The 17,051-nt window shown below is 61.0% G+C and carries 27 protein-coding genes; 2 read left to right on the top strand and 25 right to left on the bottom strand.

Translation table 11 applies throughout. The features are described 5' to 3' along the window. Window positions 1-73: 73 nt before the first annotated feature. The 15 genes from HAQ05_RS21075 to HAQ05_RS21005 form a co-directional block, all read right to left on the bottom strand. On the bottom strand, window positions 74-412 hold the full coding sequence (locus tag HAQ05_RS21075) for a phage head closure protein (RefSeq protein ID WP_190424189.1): 339 nt from the start codon (window positions 410-412) through the stop codon (window positions 74-76). After that, window positions 412-888, bottom strand: a complete 477-nt coding sequence (locus tag HAQ05_RS21070) for a head-tail connector protein (RefSeq protein ID WP_190424187.1) — start codon at window positions 886-888, stop codon at window positions 412-414. Before HAQ05_RS21070 ends, HAQ05_RS21075 begins: the two co-directional genes overlap by 1 nt. A 3-nt stretch (window positions 889-891) precedes the next feature. Beyond that, window positions 892-1,341, bottom strand: coding sequence for a hypothetical protein (locus HAQ05_RS21065; protein ID WP_190424185.1), 450 nt, complete (start codon window positions 1,339-1,341; stop codon window positions 892-894). A gap of 48 nt (window positions 1,342-1,389) precedes the next feature. After that, window positions 1,390-2,607 carry a phage major capsid protein gene (locus HAQ05_RS21060; protein ID WP_190424183.1) on the bottom strand — a complete coding sequence of 406 codons (1,218 nt, stop codon included), beginning with the start codon at window positions 2,605-2,607 and terminating at the stop codon, window positions 1,390-1,392. Next, on the bottom strand, window positions 2,604-3,491 hold the full coding sequence (locus HAQ05_RS21055) for a head maturation protease, ClpP-related (protein WP_190424181.1): 888 nt from the start codon (window positions 3,489-3,491) through the stop codon (window positions 2,604-2,606). Before HAQ05_RS21055 ends, HAQ05_RS21060 begins: the two co-directional genes overlap by 4 nt. 3 nt (window positions 3,492-3,494) lie before the next feature. Continuing rightward, the gene (locus HAQ05_RS21050) at window positions 3,495-4,781 is read right to left on the bottom strand and encodes a phage portal protein (RefSeq protein WP_190424179.1); all 1,287 of its coding nucleotides are present in this window, start codon (window positions 4,779-4,781) and stop codon (window positions 3,495-3,497) included. Then, the gene (locus tag HAQ05_RS21045) at window positions 4,781-6,463 is read right to left on the bottom strand and encodes a terminase large subunit (protein WP_190424177.1); all 1,683 of its coding nucleotides are present in this window, start codon (window positions 6,461-6,463) and stop codon (window positions 4,781-4,783) included. The genes HAQ05_RS21050 and HAQ05_RS21045 overlap by 1 nt, the downstream gene beginning before the upstream one ends. Further along, window positions 6,463-6,939 (bottom strand): terminase small subunit, encoded by a 477-nt coding sequence (locus tag HAQ05_RS21040; protein WP_190424176.1) that lies wholly within the window; start codon window positions 6,937-6,939, stop codon window positions 6,463-6,465. The genes HAQ05_RS21045 and HAQ05_RS21040 overlap by 1 nt, the downstream gene beginning before the upstream one ends. Window positions 6,940-7,097: 158 nt before the next feature. Next, window positions 7,098-7,367 (bottom strand): HNH endonuclease, encoded by a 270-nt coding sequence (locus HAQ05_RS21035; protein ID WP_238936559.1) that lies wholly within the window; start codon window positions 7,365-7,367, stop codon window positions 7,098-7,100. Window positions 7,368-7,402: 35 nt separating this feature from the next. Further along, the gene (locus HAQ05_RS21030; protein WP_190424172.1) at window positions 7,403-7,597 is read right to left on the bottom strand and encodes a hypothetical protein; all 195 of its coding nucleotides are present in this window, start codon (window positions 7,595-7,597) and stop codon (window positions 7,403-7,405) included. Beyond that, a complete protein-coding gene (locus HAQ05_RS21025) occupies window positions 7,594-7,884 on the bottom strand; it encodes a hypothetical protein (RefSeq protein ID WP_190424170.1) in 291 nt (96 codons plus the stop codon). The genes HAQ05_RS21030 and HAQ05_RS21025 overlap by 4 nt, the downstream gene beginning before the upstream one ends. Window positions 7,885-8,171: 287 nt before the next feature. Beyond that, window positions 8,172-8,402 (bottom strand): hypothetical protein, encoded by a 231-nt coding sequence (locus HAQ05_RS21020; protein WP_190424168.1) that lies wholly within the window; start codon window positions 8,400-8,402, stop codon window positions 8,172-8,174. A gap of 58 nt (window positions 8,403-8,460) precedes the next feature. Then, complete coding sequence (locus HAQ05_RS21015; RefSeq protein ID WP_190424166.1) at window positions 8,461-8,778, bottom strand: hypothetical protein; 318 nt, start codon at window positions 8,776-8,778, stop codon at window positions 8,461-8,463. Next, window positions 8,778-9,152, bottom strand: a complete 375-nt coding sequence (locus HAQ05_RS21010; protein ID WP_190424164.1) for a chemotaxis protein — start codon at window positions 9,150-9,152, stop codon at window positions 8,778-8,780. The genes HAQ05_RS21015 and HAQ05_RS21010 overlap by 1 nt, the downstream gene beginning before the upstream one ends. 23 nt (window positions 9,153-9,175) lie before the next feature. After that, entirely contained in the window at window positions 9,176-9,877 is a 702-nt protein-coding gene (locus HAQ05_RS21005) for a phage tail tip fiber protein (protein WP_190424163.1), read from the bottom strand. A 282-nt stretch (window positions 9,878-10,159) separates the two neighbouring features. Between HAQ05_RS21005 and HAQ05_RS21000 the strand changes: the two genes are divergently transcribed. Both HAQ05_RS21000 and HAQ05_RS20995 read left to right on the top strand, forming a co-directional pair. Beyond that, window positions 10,160-10,342, top strand: a complete 183-nt coding sequence (locus tag HAQ05_RS21000) for a type II toxin-antitoxin system HicA family toxin (RefSeq protein ID WP_190424161.1) — start codon at window positions 10,160-10,162, stop codon at window positions 10,340-10,342. A gap of 55 nt (window positions 10,343-10,397) precedes the next feature. Then, a complete protein-coding gene (locus HAQ05_RS20995) occupies window positions 10,398-10,820 on the top strand; it encodes a type II toxin-antitoxin system HicB family antitoxin (RefSeq protein ID WP_190424159.1) in 423 nt (140 codons plus the stop codon). 225 nt (window positions 10,821-11,045) lie between these two features. Here the strand turns inward: HAQ05_RS20995 and HAQ05_RS20990 are convergent, their stop codons facing one another. The 10 genes from HAQ05_RS20990 to HAQ05_RS20945 are packed head-to-tail and all read right to left on the bottom strand — an operon-like array spanning window position 11,046 to window position 17,035. Further along, the gene (locus tag HAQ05_RS20990; protein WP_190424157.1) at window positions 11,046-11,588 is read right to left on the bottom strand and encodes a hypothetical protein; all 543 of its coding nucleotides are present in this window, start codon (window positions 11,586-11,588) and stop codon (window positions 11,046-11,048) included. Then, window positions 11,585-11,848 (bottom strand): hypothetical protein, encoded by a 264-nt coding sequence (locus tag HAQ05_RS20985; protein ID WP_238935082.1) that lies wholly within the window; start codon window positions 11,846-11,848, stop codon window positions 11,585-11,587. The genes HAQ05_RS20990 and HAQ05_RS20985 overlap by 4 nt, the downstream gene beginning before the upstream one ends. Window positions 11,849-11,880: 32 nt before the next feature. Continuing rightward, window positions 11,881-12,360, bottom strand: coding sequence for a hypothetical protein (locus HAQ05_RS20980; protein ID WP_190424155.1), 480 nt, complete (start codon window positions 12,358-12,360; stop codon window positions 11,881-11,883). Then, on the bottom strand, window positions 12,357-14,171 hold the full coding sequence (locus HAQ05_RS20975; RefSeq protein ID WP_190424151.1) for a bifunctional DNA primase/helicase: 1,815 nt from the start codon (window positions 14,169-14,171) through the stop codon (window positions 12,357-12,359). Before HAQ05_RS20975 ends, HAQ05_RS20980 begins: the two co-directional genes overlap by 4 nt. After that, on the bottom strand, window positions 14,155-15,258 hold the full coding sequence (locus tag HAQ05_RS20970) for a hypothetical protein (protein WP_190424149.1): 1,104 nt from the start codon (window positions 15,256-15,258) through the stop codon (window positions 14,155-14,157). Before HAQ05_RS20970 ends, HAQ05_RS20975 begins: the two co-directional genes overlap by 17 nt. After that, window positions 15,258-15,446 (bottom strand): hypothetical protein, encoded by a 189-nt coding sequence (locus HAQ05_RS20965; RefSeq protein ID WP_190424147.1) that lies wholly within the window; start codon window positions 15,444-15,446, stop codon window positions 15,258-15,260. The genes HAQ05_RS20970 and HAQ05_RS20965 overlap by 1 nt, the downstream gene beginning before the upstream one ends. Then, window positions 15,443-15,664: a hypothetical protein gene (locus HAQ05_RS20960; RefSeq protein ID WP_190424146.1), complete on the bottom strand. Its 222-nt coding sequence runs from the start codon at window positions 15,662-15,664 to the stop codon at window positions 15,443-15,445. Before HAQ05_RS20960 ends, HAQ05_RS20965 begins: the two co-directional genes overlap by 4 nt. Beyond that, entirely contained in the window at window positions 15,661-16,077 is a 417-nt protein-coding gene (locus HAQ05_RS20955) for a hypothetical protein (protein WP_190424144.1), read from the bottom strand. The genes HAQ05_RS20960 and HAQ05_RS20955 overlap by 4 nt, the downstream gene beginning before the upstream one ends. Beyond that, a complete protein-coding gene (locus HAQ05_RS20950) occupies window positions 16,074-16,799 on the bottom strand; it encodes a Rha family transcriptional regulator (protein ID WP_190424142.1) in 726 nt (241 codons plus the stop codon). Before HAQ05_RS20950 ends, HAQ05_RS20955 begins: the two co-directional genes overlap by 4 nt. Continuing rightward, the gene (locus HAQ05_RS20945) at window positions 16,796-17,035 is read right to left on the bottom strand and encodes a hypothetical protein (RefSeq protein ID WP_190424140.1); all 240 of its coding nucleotides are present in this window, start codon (window positions 17,033-17,035) and stop codon (window positions 16,796-16,798) included. The genes HAQ05_RS20950 and HAQ05_RS20945 overlap by 4 nt, the downstream gene beginning before the upstream one ends. Window positions 17,036-17,051 lie beyond the last annotated feature (16 nt).

Genomic DNA, 17,051 nt, shown 5'->3' with positions numbered 1-17,051 from the left:
GCCGGATCGTTGCAGTTTGGGCGCCAGGCCGCGCATCTTCCCTACGACGCCCTCAACGCCCTGCATTTTGAATTCACCCATCATTGAGCCCCGTTGAAACGAGAATGGTCAGGTACTCCCGGCCAGAAACCTTGTCCGGCAGCGGCGGCCCCTCGATGTTGTAGATCTGCCCGCGGTGGATGATGCGCATGGTGGGCAGCACGCCGTCCCGGTACCGGATCACGACCCGCGCCGTTGCTTCCGACTGCCCCGCCTGGGCGGCGATCAGATCGCGGGCGGAAAGTGGTTCGAACGAACCCCAGGCCGTGAAAGCCTCCTGCCAAGTCCCAGGCAGCATTTCGCCCGACTCTTCATCTTGAACGTCCACCTTCTGTTCGAAGCGCATGCGGTGTCGCAAAAGTCCGGCTCTCATCACACGCCCAGTCCGATACGGTACGGCCACAGCAGGTGCTGCGAGCCCATGGGCAGTTCCGTGACCGCCACGCCAGTCACCACGTCTTCGCGGTTGGCGAACAGGTGGCCAACGATCAGAAGGCAAGCCGCCTGAATCGCTTTGTTTATGAGGATGCCGCGGGCCTGCATCACGCAGTCGCGCAGCGCTTCATCGAATATTTCCTGGGCTTCGGCCAAGGCTGCGGTTCGATCATCGAGACGTGCCAGCGTTGCGGCAGCCGCCCGGGCTTGGTCGAACGCCGCCCGTGCATCATTTCGGGCGGCTGGAACCGCCAGAAGCGCGGCAGATCGCTCAGTAGCGTCAGCATAGAAGCGCCGCTGCATGAACTGGCTGGCCGATTCCTCGGCTGCGTCCAGCATCGCCTGCACCAGAGCGTTATCTTCAGCCTCGGCTCGCAGGTGTTCCATGGCCTTTTCTATGCTAATCACGGACATGCCTTACTCCTGCGGCGCGGCTGGGGTGTCCGCCGGCATAGCGACTGCTGCAGAGCTATCCGTCGGCAGAGCATTGTCACCGGTTACGGTTTCGTCTTTCTTGAGCGGTTCCCCGCCGGCGACCAAACGTTCGACTTCGGCAGCCGCTTCGTCCCTGTTTCCACTGAAATCGCCCACCGACTCGCCGGCGGCATCCACGACAACCCACTTGCCGTTGCCCTTGTGTACAGCCTTGAAAGCAGGCTCGATGCTCTGCACTGTTCCGGTAGTAAGCGATGACGGCTTTGCTACCAGCGCGGTCAGATCGACGGCTGGCTTACCATCGCCATCGTGGACCTTGGCATAGCCGAGCGCGGTCAATTCCCGTCCGTGTTGCTCATCGGTCACGAATACGGTGCCCTCGGTGAGGGTCTTTCCGCCCAGATACAGCGGTTTATACGTGATCATCTTCATGGCGGGCTCCAGCGGGCCGCAGCGCGGCCCTTATAAGGAGTAATGGGATCAACTGCCCGTGGCCGGAGCGGTGAACGTGCCGTAGATGAAGGCTTCGGGGCGTTTCACCGCCAGTGCCAAGCGCTCTTCGCAACGGATCGAGATCATGTTCTTCTCGAAGTCGTCGGCGTTTTCGGTGGAGATCACCACGTTCGCGTCTTCGCGGTCGAAAATCTGCGCACCGGTGGCGAAAGCACCGGTCAAGAACTTGCCCTGGAACGCGGCGATTTCGGTGGCCACCACCGGCAAGCCCCACAGCAACGGACCAGCCAGGCCCAGAGGGTTGGCCAGGATGTAGCGCCCCAGGGTGTCCTTGGTCAGCTCGATCTTGGCCCAATCGATGAAGTGCAGGACGTGGCCCGAAGCGGGCAGGCGCGCCAACTGCGCTTGCAGCATGGCCAGGCGCAAGTCATCGATGCCGTTCTGTTGCTCTACCGCGAAGGCAGCGCTGTAGGCCGAGGCCTGGGGCACGATACCGGTGAGGTGCGCACCAGTGCCGTCACCGAACAGGATCTCCTGCTCTTCCACGTACTTCAGGCCGTAGCGCATCTCGGTGTCGATGGTCGATTGCAGTTGAGCAAAATCGTCCAGGATCTGCTTCGATGCCTTGAACATGTGCGCGATCGTAGTCACCGGGGTGATCTTGGTCGCGAAGGTGATATCGCTGTATGGCTTTGCGGTGTTCTCCGGCACAACCGCAGCGGCATTGGTAAAGCCGGTCTGCTGCACCCAGAAGATCGCCGGCGACGTCGTGCGACCCGGGGCAATCAGATCGCGGATGAACAGGCGCTGCTTCGGCATCACGTCGATACCTGGCAGGCGTTGCGGCTCCACGACCCCCTCGGCTACCCCAGAGCTGATCAGGGCGTTCTGGACTGGCACGCTGACGCGCTTGCCACCCTCGACACTGGCAGCGAACTGCTTCAGCGCCTCGCTCTTGATCACCATCCCGCCTACAGTCTCACGCTGGCTGCCTTGGGTTTGAGCAGGGATGCGGGCGAACTCCTGTTCAAGCTCGCCCAGTTGCGCCTTGAGCATCTTCTCAGCCTCGGTGAGGCTGTTGAACTTGGTGGCCAGTTCGTCGACGGCATTCTTGGTCTCTTCAGACAGGCTGCCAGCCTTTTTGGCTTCGGCCAAGGCGTTCTCGGCCTGCTTGCTGAAATCGCTGGTTGCCTTCTTCAGGTCCGCGGATACCTGCTTCAGCAGGTCTTCAGTTGGGTCACTCATTGGAATTTCTCCAGTACTTTTGCGTTGGCTGCCGCCAGGCCGGCCACAAGGGCCTGCAGTTCGGCGATGGGTTCGGCCAGATTGGCCTGGGTGTCGGCAGCGTTTCGCGTACCGTCGAGGGCAGCGCCAGGCGTACCCTTGAGTTCTTGAATCAGGGCGCGGCGCTCGGAGCGCGGCATGCCCTGCTTGGCGAGAATGGTGTCGAGCCGCCGAGCAGCCACCTGGTGGGGTGCCGCGGCCTTCGTGTCTTCCTGGGTGGCGTCCGAATCCAGCAGGCTGTCGGCAAAGCCGGCCTCTACTGCTGCCGTCCCGCCCATCCAGGTTTCCACGTCCATCAGCTTGCTCATGGCCTCGGCCTTATCGCCGGTCTTGGCCGAGTAGATGTCAGCCAGGGTGCCGTCTATCTGCTCGAGGAAGTCGGCGACTTCGCGCAGCTCGTTGCGGTCGCCGGCGCCAATGGTCCAGGCATTGTGGATCATCAGAAACCCGGCTCGGGCGATCTGCACCTCGTCGGCGGCCATGGCAATGAAAGACGCCGCCGAGGCGGCCAGGCCCAGCACCTGGACCGTCACCTTGCCCTTGTGTTCGCGTAGCAGGTTGTAGATGGCCAGGCCCTCGAAAACGTCGCCGCCAGGGCTGTTTATCTTCACCGTGACGTCCTTATCCCCCATGGTGCGCAGCGCGGCGCTAACCCGCTTGGCGGTCACGCCCTCACCGGTCCACCAATCGAACCCGATGGGGTCGTACATGGTGATGGTGGTGTCGTCGGTCACGGCCGCCTTGATCGCCGGATTCCAGCGCTCGAGGGCCATGGGCATCAGGTCGCACTGGATCTGCGCGCGCGGCCGGGCCTCCGGCGCCGCCGGAATGGTCTTGAGGGTCATGGGTTACTCCGGTTTGGGGTCTTTCTTGGCGTTGGGGAAGAGCCAGGCAGCGAGCGCAGAGCGGGCCTGTTCGCTGTCCTGGGCCTTGCCGAGCTGATCTATCGGTATCAGGTTCGATTGCACGGTGTAGATATCGCCACCGGGGATAGGGGGCATATCCTCGAAGCGCCGCACCTCATTTCGGTTCATCCAGGCGTTTTGCACGCCCGTGCTGTACCACGCCGCGCGGCCTGCGCTATCGGCGCGCAGAAGTCCTTCAACTGAGAATTTGACGAAGAATCTTGGGTTGTTTTCCAGCAGGCAGCGTCCGATTTCCTGCTCGATGTTCTCAAGCATGGGCCGCAGGCCGTTGGTGAGCCATTGCAGGTTCATCCCCTCGACGCTCGACGCCCAGCTGCTCTGCTTGTCCATGTGCCCGACCATGAAGGGCGGCACCCGGAACCAACGACAGATTTCCTCGATCTCGAAGTTGCGCGTCTCCAGCATCTGCGCCGCCTCAGGGTTCATCGTGATGCCCTGGTACTTGAAGCCATCCTCCGCCACCATCACTTTGCCGGCGTTGGTGGAGCCCATGAACGCGGAAAGGCTCTTGCGTAGCTTCTCGCGCTGCACGTCGGTGAGCTTCTTGTCGCTGCTGAGGATGCCGGCGGCCTGCATACCTTGGGCAAAGATCTTGGCAGCAGCCTCATCGGCCGACATAGCGGCGCCGAGCACATCACGGCCCATCTGGACGGGCTGCAAGCCACACACGCCATCCAGGCCAAAGCCCCGAATGTGCATCAGATCCTTCTCGGCAATGACCCGCTGCGCACCGTTCTCGCTATAGGTGTATTCAAGCCGGCCGTTGTCCAGGCGCTTGACGACCATGCATTGGGGCAACAGCGGCACCAACGCGACGATGCGGGCGCCCACCCGCTTCTTCTCGACGAAGGCGTTGCCGCGCAGCACGATGCTGGCCACCAGCATGAGCATGAAGCGCGCTGGGGTCATTTCGGCATTCGGGCTGACACTCAGCACTTGGTACAGCGGGTGGCCCGTGGCGGGCGCTCGGGAACCATCATCCACGCGCTCGTAGAGCTTCAGCGGCAGCGTGGAGATTGTTTCCGACACTAGCCGCACACAAGCCCACACCGCCGAAAGTTGAAGCGCCTTGTCGACGGTGACGCTCTTGCCGCTGGACGAGGTGCCGTTCCATTCCTTCCAGAACGCCGAATCCCGGAGGGTGATCGGCACGCCCAGCCAGTCCAGAAGCGCATTCTTGATGCGGCCTGGTTTCTTGTTGCGAGCCATTAAACGCCCACCATGATCGGGTTGTCGTAAAAGCCAGAACTACCGCCCAGGGCTTCGGGGTTGAGTGAAATCAGCGCCACGGCATTGAACAGAGCCATCAGCGGGTCGATCTTGGCCGATCCACTGGCCTGCTTGGTGATGAGGATGGAGTTTGCCCGGGGCTCGACCCTGGCGTTGCCGCAGCACCACGCCATCATCGGTTGGCCGCCATGAATCAGCTCACCTTCAGCCAGGCGTCGCTCGGTGGTCTTGATCGCGCCACCCAGTGTCCAGCCCTGCCGAACGCCGACGATCTTCTCGGCGGGAATTTCAGCCTCTTCGAGCGCATCGCGGATGGCCCCAATCCCGGCCGGGTCGAGCCCGATCTGGTCGAGCAGGCCCTGTTCTTCTACCAGCGCGCAGAGCTTGACCACGTCCTCGACGTCCTGGCCAATGACGTCGACCAATGTGAGGTGCCCGTCCTTTGCGAAATCGCGGAAACGTGGTGCTTCCGACTTGCGCCGCTCGAGCACCGAAGGGTGCGCCCATGCATGTGTCCAAGCCAGCCAACGCCGGGTACCGGTTTCTCGGCCCACGGCGGCGAGCCCGAGTAGGTCATCCAGGCCGCCGCCATCGATACCGATGTCGATGACTTCGCAGCGGTCTATTAGGTCGTCCAGGGACACGCAGCACGCCGCCGCCTGCCCCTCCCAGAATTCCGCGCCCGGCCAACGGTCGGCCATCAGCGCCAGGCCGATCTCAACATTCAGATGCTTGGCCAGAAAGCCGCGAAACGATTCTTCACCGTCGAGTTGCGCCTGGGCAAAGCCGCGTTCGATGAACGGCTCGTCCACTGACAGCCCCAGGTTGGGGTTCGTAATGTAGGCGTTCGACACCTCGCGGTGGGCGCCAGCATCGATCATGTGCTTCGGAAACTCGTACAGCACCGGCAGGAAGGATTTGTCCTTGATCTTTCCATCGCGCACCTGGCGCGCGTACTGCAGCTTTTGCCGAAATACGCCGGCGGGCGGCGCATCCGACTGGGTAGTGGCCCAGATGATGAAGCCCTCTGGCCGGGAGGCCAGGCCCCCGGTGGCTTCCCGCAGCATCGCCTCTGCGTTCGCGCGCTTGCCGAACACCCAAAGCTCATCGACGAAGACACCAATGGCCTTTTTGCCGGATACGGTTTCGCTATCCGCGGCCACCACCTTCAGCGTCGCGCTGGTTTCATGATGAGTGACCAGGCGCAGGTGTTCCTGCACCTTGAAGAGGGCTGATAGCTCTTCGTCAGCCTTCACCATGTCCCGAATCGGGATGAAGGAGTTGTCCGCGATTTCCTTGGTCGGCGCCAGGATGATGTACTCACCCGAAGCGCGCCAGTTGAGCACCATGGCCGTAAGCATGATGCCCGCAGCAATTGTGGACTTGCCATTCTTCTTGCTGATCAGCAGCAGAAACTCGGTGATCAAACGGCGCCCAGAGTCCGGATCGTAGGCCCCGAAGATGGCCGCCACGAACTGGTTGACCCAATCGCGCACCGTCTCGCTCATCAGAGGGCTGCCAGTGGCGTCTACCATTCTGAGCGCTCCGAATACCTCCAGGGCCTCTGCTGCCTGATCAGGGAAAAGCGGCTCGAACGGGATCAGGGTCTGACGCGAGATGATTCGCTCTTCCCAGTCAGGGCAGGCTGTCGTCCACTTCATCATTTCACCGACCGAAGTGGACCGCGGCGGGTACCGAATCTACCTGAGGCGGCCTCGGCCGCTTTCTCCTTCGCCTGCTCCTTCTTGCCGCCCTCACCCTTGCGCTGGTGAGTGAATGGCATCAGGGCCTTAGCGGCATCTACCCGGAGCTTCGGTTCCGTGCCCAGATCGTTCATGACAGCCAGCAGGAAGGCTTTGGGGTCGCTATGCGAAAGCGCCTTGCCCAGGTCGAATCCGGCCGGCTCGAACTCACCCTCAAGAGCTTCCGGCGCCGGCTCGGCGTTAACACCAGGTTTAACAGGGTGCAAGGCATTCAGCTTGTGTAGTTCGGCGACCACATCAGGGTCTTTCGCCAGGCGCGAACCCGCTGCGGAGGCTGATTTCTCTGGGCACCCCGCCCTGATGGCTGCCTCTCTGTTGGACGCACCTTCCCTCACCGCCTTGATGAAAGCGCGTTTTTTGGGTGTTAAAGCCATTAACAAAAACCTGTGAGAGGAAAAAAATCTGCGCGTGCGAGGGGGGCGGTGTCCGAGGCGAGGCCGCCCGAACTCTCAACCCCCCTACCCCTTGTTGCGCACCAGATCAGTGCAATTCAGCCAAATATCCGGGGATATGACGTGCTTCAAGCCGTAACCTATCCTCTTCCTGCTGCGGACTCTTGAGCCGTCTTCGACTTGTGGCATGGGGTACAGATACTCTGGAGATTGGCATCGTCATCAGTACCACCCTGCGCAACATTGATGATGTGGTCGACCTCAAGCCGCGTGGTGACACGACCGCAGACCTGGCAGGTGTACTGATCACGAAGTAGGATTCTCTCGCGTATCCGGCGCCATGGGCGGCCGCCACGGCCTGAACCCCACTCAGAGGGCTTACTCACCTTCACCTTGGAGGTGTCGAGCATCTTGATCCTGGGCTTCAGCATCTTGAGCTTGGCCATCAGCGCCGGCCCACCACAGGCGTTCCATCCAGGTAGGTTGTGGGCTCTTGGTCATCACCCTCTCCCTGCTGGTGAGCCAGATAGTCGATCATGTCCCGGTTGCTCTGGGCCAATTCGCTTACCGCCTGGGTCAGCGCCTGCATCGCCTGGGTCTGCTGGTGCAGGGCCGCCAACAATTGTTCGTGCTCGCTCATGGCGACGTCGCCGCGTACTGCCGCGCATCATCAACCAACGTGGTCACGTCGATCTCGACCACTTCGGCATTAGCCACTACTGGCTGGATGATCTGGGGCAGCACGCTGATGGTCGCTTCCCATACACCACCGGCTTCCGCCTTCAGGCTCACAGCAGTAACACCGGCCAGCTCACTTCCGTCGCTCAAGATCACCTTGGTTCCCATGGCCAACTGAACGCTGCCGGGGTGCTGGTTGGGCGGCGGCAGTATCGTCACCACCTGCAATGATTTTGCTTGCTCGCTCATATGCGATTCGACTCCACTTGGCCGCCCACTCTCTGGTTCGGGCGCAGGTTGAACAGGCCATCACCAACCTCCGGCTATCTTGGTTCCAAGGGCTACTCCCGCCAGGAACACCAACCACACAAGCATCAAACCCATGGTTGGGGCGTGATCACCAGTGAACGTTCGCATTGGCGGTGGTGCGGGTGGCGGCTGCCATCCATGTGGACGGCCTCGCCATTCAACAGTGGGCGGTGGCTTGCGCTCCATTGCTCATGTACCCCGCTAGCGTTGTGAAACTCTATAGGCGGTTACGCCGCCTTCTTGGCCAACGCCACCAGATGCTCCCACTCGGCCTCGATGTCGTGGCCCAGGGTGATCAGCAGCGCCTTCAGCTTGTCGGTGTCGATCGCTGTGGTTTCAACGATGGCTGGGGTTTCGGGGACAGCGGGCGCGGCAGCTGCAGTAGATGCGGTATCAGCCATGGTCGGCTCCTTGGTGGTTTTGGTGAAAAGGGTTTTGATCCAGGCAAGCAGGTTCATGGCTTCTCGGCCTCGGTAGGCGCGCCACGACATGGGCGCTGCTGAATTCGTGGCGCCGCTACTGGCCCGCCTTCTCGGCAGCTTCCTTCGCGGTGCTCGCAGCCTGGTTGGCCGTGCTGGCTGCTTCCTGGGCCTTCTCGGTGGCGCGCTCGGTCTTGCTGCTGATGTTGTCCATCCGCAGGTCGCGCTGCCTCAGCGCTTCGTCATACGCGGCGCGAACGACATCGACCTGCTTGATGTAGGCCATGGCCAGCGACCACTGAGCAATCTGGAAACCGAAGATGCCGCCGCCACCGATCAGGAGCGCGGCGATTAGCCAGACCTCTGCCCTGCGCCACCAGAGCCGAGCGATAAATTCCATAGCGATTCGGTGCATCAGACGGCGCCCCCAACCTGTGACCGCAGCTGAGAAATCTCGGTGCTTTGGGTGGTCACCTTGTCTGTGAGTTGTGCGACCTGGCTGGTGAGGGCTTCGATCTTGCCCTCCATCCGGCCAACTGCGGCGGCGAGTTCGTTTCGTTCTTTGGCGAATTGATCTGCCCGCGTCTCGGCGGCTTGCCGGGCGGTTCGTTCGGAATCAAGAAGTTCGTTCAAGCGACGGACAGTGCCGATATCGGCGTTGTCCATGGCGCGTTCTGTGGCGTCCCTGGAAAGGAACTTGCGCAACCAGAGAAATGCACCCAACAACACGGTTCCCGTAACACCCAGCGAGGTGACTGTGCCTGCGCCGAGGTCCGTAGGGTCAACCATGGGTTACTCCAACTAGGCAGCTATTAGCGGCGGTAAAGCATGCGGCCAGGGCGAAGCTCGTTGGCCAATACCTTGCGCACGCGTTGGGCGAATTGCTCTTCGGCCTGCTTGGCGTCCTCAGCCGTCCAAGGCTCAATGCCGACACCCTCAGCCAGCACTGACGCTACCTCGGCCTGGCCAGTCTGGTCAGAGTCAGCGATCTTCGCGTTCTTGATCGTGCCCTCATCGATAAAGGCTCCGCTGATCTCCAGTTGGCCATCCTCGACCTTGAAGGGCTGACCTTTATCCAGATTGCCCATGCGGCAGCGCGGAACACCATTGGCTAGGATGGCAAACTTTCCGCCTTCAAACAGGAAGCTCAAAGCTGCCATCTTGGGCGCCTTGGCCTTCTCCAGCCGCGCGCACAGCTCTTCTATTGTCTCCATGCGCCGGTACGTAGTCTTTACGCGGCGCTCGGTGTAGTCGCCATACCATTCGGTGTAGAACTCGAGTTTCGCGTCCCGGGCGCCGGGCTCAGCCATTGTCGCCTGGCGAAGGAAGTCGCTCAGATCACGGGCCGACGTGGGTAATTCGTCGGTGCGCATGTCGAACAGCACCACCTCGATCTCTTGGGGCTTGGGCTCCGCGCTGGTCGATTGGAACGAAGCACTGTTCAGTTCGAAATCGCCAGTCTCGTCGTCGATACGCCAGCCGGACACGCCCGGCACATAGTCGTGGCTTTGCATGCAGACCCCTGAAATAGAAAAGGCCCGCCACCATGACGAGCCTCTGAATTTGTGCTGTCTTCCCAGCTGCCCACCGAATCAACCCCTGGAGTCTTGAGAGGAAGAGGCCTTCGGCTGCCGACGTTTTCTGCAATCGCCACACTGATCGGCTAGCGGCGTCCTGGCTCTCCCCGAAGGGTCCACCCAGGCAGTGGCACACCACAAAACAAATACATCATATGTGTTGCATTAACACATTTATGATGTATAATGAACCCATCAGCAAGACACACAGGAGGGCTGATGAGTTACAACGAGTTCAAAAGGTGGCTGCAAGCCCACGGAGTAGAGATCTCGAAGCGCCGTAACAAACACTTCAAGATCTACCTCAACGGCAAGCAAACGATCCTTCCAGACCACGGAGCCAAGGAAATCGGCGAAGGACTTAGGAAGGCGATCATCAGACAACTGGGCCTCAAGGATTGAGGCTCTACCCTTTTGAACCGCAGCTCATGAGCCACACAGATAGGGGAACCACACCATGTACAGCTATGCCGTTAAAGTCCATGCCGAAGCCGGGTCGTTCTGGTCTTCGTGCCGCGATATTCCAGAAGCTCACAGCGCGGGCGATACCGTTGAAGAGCTTCTGGCGAACGCCGTTGCCGGGCTCGAACTCGCTCTAACCATCTACGTCGATCAGGGTCGGCCGATTCCGCTTCCGACCCTGCCGGTAGATGGCGAGCATCTGGTCCACCTGCCCACGCTGGTGGCCGCCAAGGTTTCGCTTTGGAACGCCATGCGGGAGGCAGGAATGCGCAAAGCCGACCTGGCCCGGGCGCTTCACTCTTCCCAGACCAAAGTTGACCGGCTGCTGGACTTCGAACACAGCTCGAAGATTGAACAGGTGGAAGCTGCGCTGGCAGCCCTGGGTAAACGTTTGTCGGTTTCCGTAGAGGCGGCCTGATGACCCGCAGAGCGAACCCTCGCTGGATCTGCCGCATGCGTAACTGGTTGCAAGAGATAGATTCGAACCACCGACCTCCGGGTTATGAGCCCGGCGAGGTGACCACTGCGCTACCATGCAATAAAACAAAAAGCCCAGCGCTATGGCTGGGCTCTTATGTCCGGCCGTGTACCTTCTCACGCACCGAACCGCAGGTTAGAAGTTATCGCGGTCACTCGGTCACTGTCAAGCCGCTTCGCTCAAACGTAGGCCATGCTCCGTAAGAATCCCCTCCACCGCCAGGTGGGCCGCGTTTACTTGATCATCGAGCCACCGCTTGGTGATCGCGCGCCAGCGCCGCAGCGTCCGGTCGGGCGTGCCGTCTACGTCCCAGGTTTGGATCTCGTAGAACGCTGGCGGCAAGCGATTCCGCCGCTCGGGAACGATCCACGCCATCACACACTTCGTTCGGAACAGGAAATGCGCCGGTGTGACAACGCGGGGCGTCAGGTAGGCCGCAGCATCCCGAACCTCGTTGTCGTTGATGCTGAACTTCGCCACCAGCACCTGCCATTGTACCTCGGGCAACAGGCGCTTGAGCATCGCCCGGGTCATCGCGTCCTGGGTGGTGCGTTCCTCGGGCGACATACCGTCGTCGACGACATCCCGATCAAGCTCCGTGAACCCGGCCTTGTACTTGCGCTGCCAAGGCGCCTTGGCGGTACCGTCGTGCATCTCGATCGACATTATCCGCCCAATGCAGTGTCCTGCATCCTTGTAGATGGTCATGCGGCCCTCCGAATGCGCCGGGGTGGTGGGTTGTCGTCAAGACCGAGCATGGAACGCAGCAGCTCCTCAGCCGCCCTGTTCTTGCAATTGCCCTCTGTGACCCAGCGCTTGCAATACTCACCGAACTCAATATCACCGCGGAAGCCGTGCCAACTGGCGACCATATCCAGCAACGCGGCCATGGCCTGAGCGCCGCCGGCGGGCTCACCGATCAAGCCCTCACCCGCACGCTTCAGGAATTGACGCTCATGCGGTAGCATGTCCTTTCGTGGTACAGCAGATCTAACCTTGCTCATGGCTTCGCACTCCAAACCGTCAAAACTAAATCCTTGGGCAGTCGCTTTCGGGCCTGCACCGATATCGCAGCCAGCCAGGACCAGTAAGCGTTTTCAGGGGTATGCCCGAATCCGCGCCAAGGGTGCTGCGCTGACTCGCAGAAATAGCAGCCCTCGAACCGAGTGATTCGTGGCTTCGCTGGCCGGCCGCTGAACCCGACCTTGCTCCGCGCCAGCCAGCCCTCGACGGCCGGCCAGATGATGGCCTGCTCGGGCTTGCTGAAGTTGATGTCCTTGCCCTCGGTGCATTCCGCCAGGTGGCCTTGCCCATTGGCCACCCACAACTTGAAGCCGCTGGGCACATGCGTGATCGTGTACCCCTTATGAGCCCAGGCCCAATCGCCGGGGTGATCGCGGAGGGAAGCCGCAATGCGCTCTGCCTCGGGGTAGCGCGGTGTGGCTGGTACGCGCCGGCGTATCCGGTCGAAAATCTTCATGCCGCTTGCTCCCGTTGACCTTCGTACTCCACCCAGCAACGGGGCCGGTGGGCGCTGTTGGAAAAATATTGGTAACAACCCTTGTTGAACCAGAGTTTGATCACGCCCTCATTGCCGTTGAGGCGCTGCTTGCTGATGACCATCTTCACGTCGGGGTCGTCGTCGGAGACCTGGTCTCCTGGGGTGTTCTCCTTGCGCTTGTTCCGCCACACGGTGATCACGTTGTCTGCCAAGTCGGTGAGCACGGCACCACCGCGCACGTCCAGCTTTCCAGGGGGTTTCGACTCGTCTTCGGCCTTGCGCGGGTGGGCCACCAGGTGCACATGCACGTCCATCTCGTGGGCAAACTCGGTCAAGGCTTCCATGGCCTGTTTCTGGCCGTTGTAGTCGTCTTCGGCCATGCCCAGCTTGGCCAGACTGTCGACGATGAAGTGGTTCACACCATACCGACGCGCGGCGTACCTGAAGGCCTCCAGCATTTCGCCAGTCCTCGCGCTGCCCACCTGGTCGTAGATCCAAATCTTGCCGTCCAGGTGATCGAGGATCGCTCGTACGTAGCCGCGGGATGGCGAACTCATGCCCGAAGCCTGGCGTACCATCCGTTGCAGCGTCCGGCGGGCTGGCATCTCCATCGAGGCGATGACGAACTTGTCCTCGTTGCCCTTGCGGTTCACGCCGTGGAACGCCAGGTAATTCAGCAACTGGCTCTTGCCGTGACCAGACCAACCAGTCCAGATGCTTACCTCGGACGGTCGGAAGCGGATCTTGTCGCGGGCGAATTCCCACGGCAGTTCCATGCCGATCAACTCGGGGTTGCGGTCGAAGAACTCGGCCTCCACCTCGGTTATGTACCGGGCCGCCGACTTCAACCGCTCGGGGTCGAAGTTCTTGGCCTTGGCGTAGCAGTCGTCTATGTCATCACGGCTGTAGTACAGGGCGTTCACCGCCTCGTTGAAGTCCTTGCAGCCCAGATCAACCAACCGGCACCGTTCCCGCCCCAGCCGCTTGACGATTTCTTCGGTGGCCTGCTGTCCGGGTTCGTCAGAATCGAGGCACAGGAATATCGTGTCGAAACGCTGAAGATTTTCGAATTCATACTCAATCCAACGCTGTTTTCCGCCAGATCCGCCACCGAAGGGCACCGACAATGCCGCTCTGCCGCTCTGAAACGCCGTCATGGCGTCGATCTCACCCTCGGTAATGGTGACCTCCCGGTCCCCCTCCGAAATCGCCTGCCAGCCAAACAGGGACGGTTCTGAATCGGCGCTTGTGCGAATCTGCTTTTTGCCCCCTGGCCGATCGACGCCCATGGTCTTCCAGTGGATCAGCGCCCCGTCCCGCAGGTACGGGAACACGATGTTTCGACCGTCCTCGGCGATCTTGAACGCCTTGATCGTCGACTCGGTGAGCCCGCGGGACTTCAGGTAGGCCATCACCGGCGAGTCCTGTTTGGGCGTCGCGCACTTGGGTTTCTCAGGGCGCTGGTACTGCTTGCGACCTTCCCCCGGGCTCTTCAGCGCGGGCTCGGTCACGCCCAGATACGACTTGGCTTCGGCCAGCGCGGTCCGCATGTCGCACCGGCGGGCTTCACGCCACAGGTCCAGCAGGTCGCCGGATTCGCCCGTGTTGAAATCGCACCACATCCCGGCCTTGTCCCCCGTGAGGCGCACCCCCAGGCTCTTGCCCTTCTCGCCTGACGTATCACCAGCACGCCACTCGTGGCCTTCACGCTTGCCGCCCGGCAGCAGGTGGTGAGCCACCTCCGGTGCACGATCGGCCAACCGTTTCGCGATCTCAGACGGAGTTGGCATCGCTACCTCCCCGCTTCTTCGGCGTGTAGTCATGGTCGTGAGTCGCGCGGTGATACACGTAGTTCGCGAACACGTCGAAACCCCAGAACTCTTGGTCCGTGCACTGGTAGCCTTTCGGCACCTGCCGCGGGTATTTCACGCCATCCACGACGGTAGGGTCGGATTGATCAGGCGTGGAAGCCTGGCCAGCAGGCCGCAGGTATTCCCGCCACCACTCATCGGGCCCCAGGAATGTCGCCGGGTGCTTCACGTAGGAACTGCCCACCTTGCCCAGGGCGCGCTGCTCGGTGTGGTAGTTCCGTGCTGCGGTGATCAGGTCCGAGGGATCGATACCTTCCCGAACGCGAGCTTTCCACACTCGCCAGGCCGCCTTCTTCGGGCTGTTCGTGTTGCGCTTGGGGTACTCCTGCCAGAACGATTCGAACTCCGCGGTGTACGGGTCAGGCTTTCCGGCACTCGCTTGTTCGGACGGATCGTTTTCCCCGGAATCATCGTCGTCATCCCCGTCCGTTGCTTCGGCAGAAGCGACGAGAGCTTTTTGCTCTTGATCTTTATTCGGAGAATCAGGATTCGGAGAATCAGAGAATCGGAGAATCAGGGCGTTATCTAACGGTGGATCTACCGTTATCGGACCGTTATCTAACGTTGGGTCAACGTTATCCGAGGTCGATTTAACGTTATTTCTGCCGCATTTAACGTGTATCTTGCGTTGAGTACCTGGTATCACTACGCCTTTTTTGCGGTCGTTAACGTTTAAATAGCCGTCTTTATCGGGCAAGCACCCGTCCTTTTCTGAGCCATGTGGCTTCTGGTGTTTGAGGAAATTCACGATCTCGACCACCGTGAAGCCTTCTGCCTCATAGCGGTCGATGAACCCAGCGGCGGCAAGGCGCCCAAGGCCCTCACTCACGTCATAGGTGTCATACGGGAAAAGAGCCAGCTTGATCCGCTTGGGGCGATCCTCAAGCCGGCCATCACGATCTGCCAGGCACCAAAGGCCGATGAACAGCAGTCGGTCGAACGCGGGCAGCTCGACCAGCAGCTCATTGGTGAACAGGCCTGGCTTGATGTTGCGTGCACGAGCCATTAATTATCACCCTCCAACTCTGCGGCCAGACGGATCAATTCAGCGGCGATTAGCTTTGCCTGTCCGCTGGAAAGCAGCACTACTTGATCGTCTACGCCATAAGCGGCGCAGGGGTCCTGCTGCTTTATGACGATGTGACCTTCCCCACCGACGTACACCTCGGTTTCGTAAGTGGCCTGGATCTTCATGACTGAACTCCCTGCGCGGCCGCCCGCATCTCGCCAGCGAAGATGCTCAGGTGCGCTTCGAACACATCCACCTGATCGAGGCTGATGAAGATCACGTCGTCTTCTTCGCCGTTGGCCCCTGGCTGGCTGATGGCGATAAGGCCATCTACTTCGGCAAGCGAGTACGGCAGGCAGGTGAGCTTGCGCAGTGTTGGCTTTTTGTCTTTTTGGTCGGTCATTGCAACGTCCTCCCAAGGGCATTGACGCGCGGGACCAGCCGGATACGCGCTGGTCTGGGCGGCACAGGCTTGGATGGCTCGAAGCCAGGCACGGCGAAGCTGGCGCCGGTGAGGATCATCAACCGGCGTATTGCCAAATCCAGCCGGCGCTTGGCGCTGTAGCGCCGTTGCTTGGCCTTGCAGAGCCGTTCATGGGCATCGTTGGTGTACTCAATGACGCCGGCATAAAGTGGATCATCCGGCCGGATGCCCCGAAAGCCGGCTTCGGGGTCGCCATGGACGCGGAAGTAACGCTGGTATTCATCGTTCAGCTCGTTACGCCGGCGCTTCACGACCAGATTGGCCTGGGCGTGCTGAATCGACAGGTCGATGATCAGGGCCTCGAGTTGTTTTTTGGTTGGTTTGCGGCTCATACAGCCTCCGGGCGGATCTTGAATCGTTGGGCTATCTCGGGGTGGGTAGCGCGCTCGGCCGTCACCCGCGTGCACTCGCGCACAAATTCATCGAACAGGCGGGTCACACCGGCCGTGGGCCAGATGGCATATGGCTGGGCGCGCTCTTCGGCGTGGTCGGACTTCACCATGGCGAACGGCAACGGGCTGCGCGGCAGATCGCGCATAACCAGGTCGATAAGCCAGCCAGGCAGGCCGTGGCGCTTGTTGATGCGCTCGCGGACGTGGGTGATGGATTCGAAGCCAGACGGCCTGGCGGAGAGGAAGCGCAGTTCCTCGACCACCTCCATCCGGCTCTCCACGCGCTCGAGCGCCAGCTGCTGCCGGAGCTGCTCCTGCTCAATGCCCACCAGCACCTGGGCGCTGGCCAGCAATTGCTCGGCCATGGATTGAGGGCGGCCGACTCGGGATTCGAGTGTCTGCCAGCGATCCACCAGCGCGCCGGTGAACTCGGGGCTGAGCTGCGCGACTACCACAAGGCTGTCGCGCTTGCCGGTGTCGCCGGTGAACACGTATTCCGCCGTAGGGCGCCCACCGGTGGGCTTTTCCTCAATTTGAGGAGAAGTAATCACACGGCGCTGAATCAGTGTTTCGATGGTGCGCTTCACGTTGTCGTGCCGCTTGCCCACCAGATCGGCGATTTCGAGCGAGGTCATAGTGGCGGTATTGGCGATCAGGTTCATTGATCACCTCCAGTCGCGCCCGGGAAGTGATCGTTCATCAATTCGCAAAGATCGTCGTGGGCGGCTCGGCTGATGATCACGATGGCGCCGAGAATGGCGTCGATGCCCACGTCGCTCAACTGCGGGGCTGGGTCGCTACCCCGCTGGGCGATCTGGTCTCGCAGCACTTCAGCCAACCCGTTTATGGTTAGGACGGAATCTTCGAGGCGGTCTGCGAAAATGGTTTGAAGAGCCATCGCTATTCCCCCAGGC

The organism is Pseudomonas typographi (genome assembly GCF_014694385.1).
Lineage (GTDB): Bacteria > Pseudomonadota > Gammaproteobacteria > Pseudomonadales > Pseudomonadaceae > Aquipseudomonas > Aquipseudomonas typographi.
Note: the sequence above shows the minus strand (reverse complement) of the source record. Positions and strands in the feature narration are given on the sequence as shown.

Excerpts from the sequence above, each read along its gene's own strand:
- HAQ05_RS20955 (WP_190424144.1), bottom strand. The coding sequence starts at position 16,077 with ATGAGCCGCAAACCAACCAAAAAACAACTCGAGGCCCTGATCATCGAC.
- HAQ05_RS20960 (WP_190424146.1), bottom strand. The coding sequence starts at position 15,664 with ATGACCGACCAAAAAGACAAAAAGCCAACACTGCGCAAGCTCACCTGC.
- HAQ05_RS20970 (WP_190424149.1), bottom strand. The coding sequence starts at position 15,258 with ATGGCTCGTGCACGCAACATCAAGCCAGGCCTGTTCACCAATGAGCTG.
- HAQ05_RS21055 (WP_190424181.1), bottom strand. The coding sequence starts at position 3,491 with ATGACCCTCAAGACCATTCCGGCGGCGCCGGAGGCCCGGCCGCGCGCG.
- HAQ05_RS20985 (WP_238935082.1), bottom strand. The coding sequence starts at position 11,848 with ATGCTACCGCATGAGCGTCAATTCCTGAAGCGTGCGGGTGAGGGCTTG.
- HAQ05_RS20945 (WP_190424140.1), bottom strand. The coding sequence starts at position 17,035 with ATGGCTCTTCAAACCATTTTCGCAGACCGCCTCGAAGATTCCGTCCTA.
- HAQ05_RS20975 (WP_190424151.1), bottom strand. The coding sequence starts at position 14,171 with ATGCCAACTCCGTCTGAGATCGCGAAACGGTTGGCCGATCGTGCACCG.
- HAQ05_RS21010 (WP_190424164.1), bottom strand. The coding sequence starts at position 9,152 with ATGGTTGACCCTACGGACCTCGGCGCAGGCACAGTCACCTCGCTGGGT.
- HAQ05_RS20995 (WP_190424159.1), top strand. The coding sequence starts at position 10,398 with ATGTACAGCTATGCCGTTAAAGTCCATGCCGAAGCCGGGTCGTTCTGG.
- HAQ05_RS20965 (WP_190424147.1), bottom strand. The coding sequence starts at position 15,446 with ATGAAGATCCAGGCCACTTACGAAACCGAGGTGTACGTCGGTGGGGAA.
- HAQ05_RS21075 (WP_190424189.1), bottom strand. The coding sequence starts at position 412 with ATGAGAGCCGGACTTTTGCGACACCGCATGCGCTTCGAACAGAAGGTG.
- HAQ05_RS21000 (WP_190424161.1), top strand. The coding sequence starts at position 10,160 with ATGAGTTACAACGAGTTCAAAAGGTGGCTGCAAGCCCACGGAGTAGAG.
- HAQ05_RS20980 (WP_190424155.1), bottom strand. The coding sequence starts at position 12,360 with ATGAAGATTTTCGACCGGATACGCCGGCGCGTACCAGCCACACCGCGC.
- HAQ05_RS21065 (WP_190424185.1), bottom strand. The coding sequence starts at position 1,341 with ATGAAGATGATCACGTATAAACCGCTGTATCTGGGCGGAAAGACCCTC.
- HAQ05_RS21040 (WP_190424176.1), bottom strand. The coding sequence starts at position 6,939 with ATGGCTTTAACACCCAAAAAACGCGCTTTCATCAAGGCGGTGAGGGAA.
- HAQ05_RS21025 (WP_190424170.1), bottom strand. The coding sequence starts at position 7,884 with ATGAGCGAGCAAGCAAAATCATTGCAGGTGGTGACGATACTGCCGCCG.
- HAQ05_RS20950 (WP_190424142.1), bottom strand. The coding sequence starts at position 16,799 with ATGAACCTGATCGCCAATACCGCCACTATGACCTCGCTCGAAATCGCC.
- HAQ05_RS21015 (WP_190424166.1), bottom strand. The coding sequence starts at position 8,778 with ATGCACCGAATCGCTATGGAATTTATCGCTCGGCTCTGGTGGCGCAGG.
- HAQ05_RS21045 (WP_190424177.1), bottom strand. The coding sequence starts at position 6,463 with ATGAAGTGGACGACAGCCTGCCCTGACTGGGAAGAGCGAATCATCTCG.
- HAQ05_RS21070 (WP_190424187.1), bottom strand. The coding sequence starts at position 888 with ATGTCCGTGATTAGCATAGAAAAGGCCATGGAACACCTGCGAGCCGAG.
- HAQ05_RS21050 (WP_190424179.1), bottom strand. The coding sequence starts at position 4,781 with ATGGCTCGCAACAAGAAACCAGGCCGCATCAAGAATGCGCTTCTGGAC.
- HAQ05_RS20990 (WP_190424157.1), bottom strand. The coding sequence starts at position 11,588 with ATGACCATCTACAAGGATGCAGGACACTGCATTGGGCGGATAATGTCG.
- HAQ05_RS21005 (WP_190424163.1), bottom strand. The coding sequence starts at position 9,877 with ATGCAAAGCCACGACTATGTGCCGGGCGTGTCCGGCTGGCGTATCGAC.
- HAQ05_RS21035 (WP_238936559.1), bottom strand. The coding sequence starts at position 7,367 with ATGCTCGACACCTCCAAGGTGAAGGTGAGTAAGCCCTCTGAGTGGGGT.
- HAQ05_RS21020 (WP_190424168.1), bottom strand. The coding sequence starts at position 8,402 with ATGAACCTGCTTGCCTGGATCAAAACCCTTTTCACCAAAACCACCAAG.
- HAQ05_RS21030 (WP_190424172.1), bottom strand. The coding sequence starts at position 7,597 with ATGAGCGAGCACGAACAATTGTTGGCGGCCCTGCACCAGCAGACCCAG.
- HAQ05_RS21060 (WP_190424183.1), bottom strand. The coding sequence starts at position 2,607 with ATGAGTGACCCAACTGAAGACCTGCTGAAGCAGGTATCCGCGGACCTG.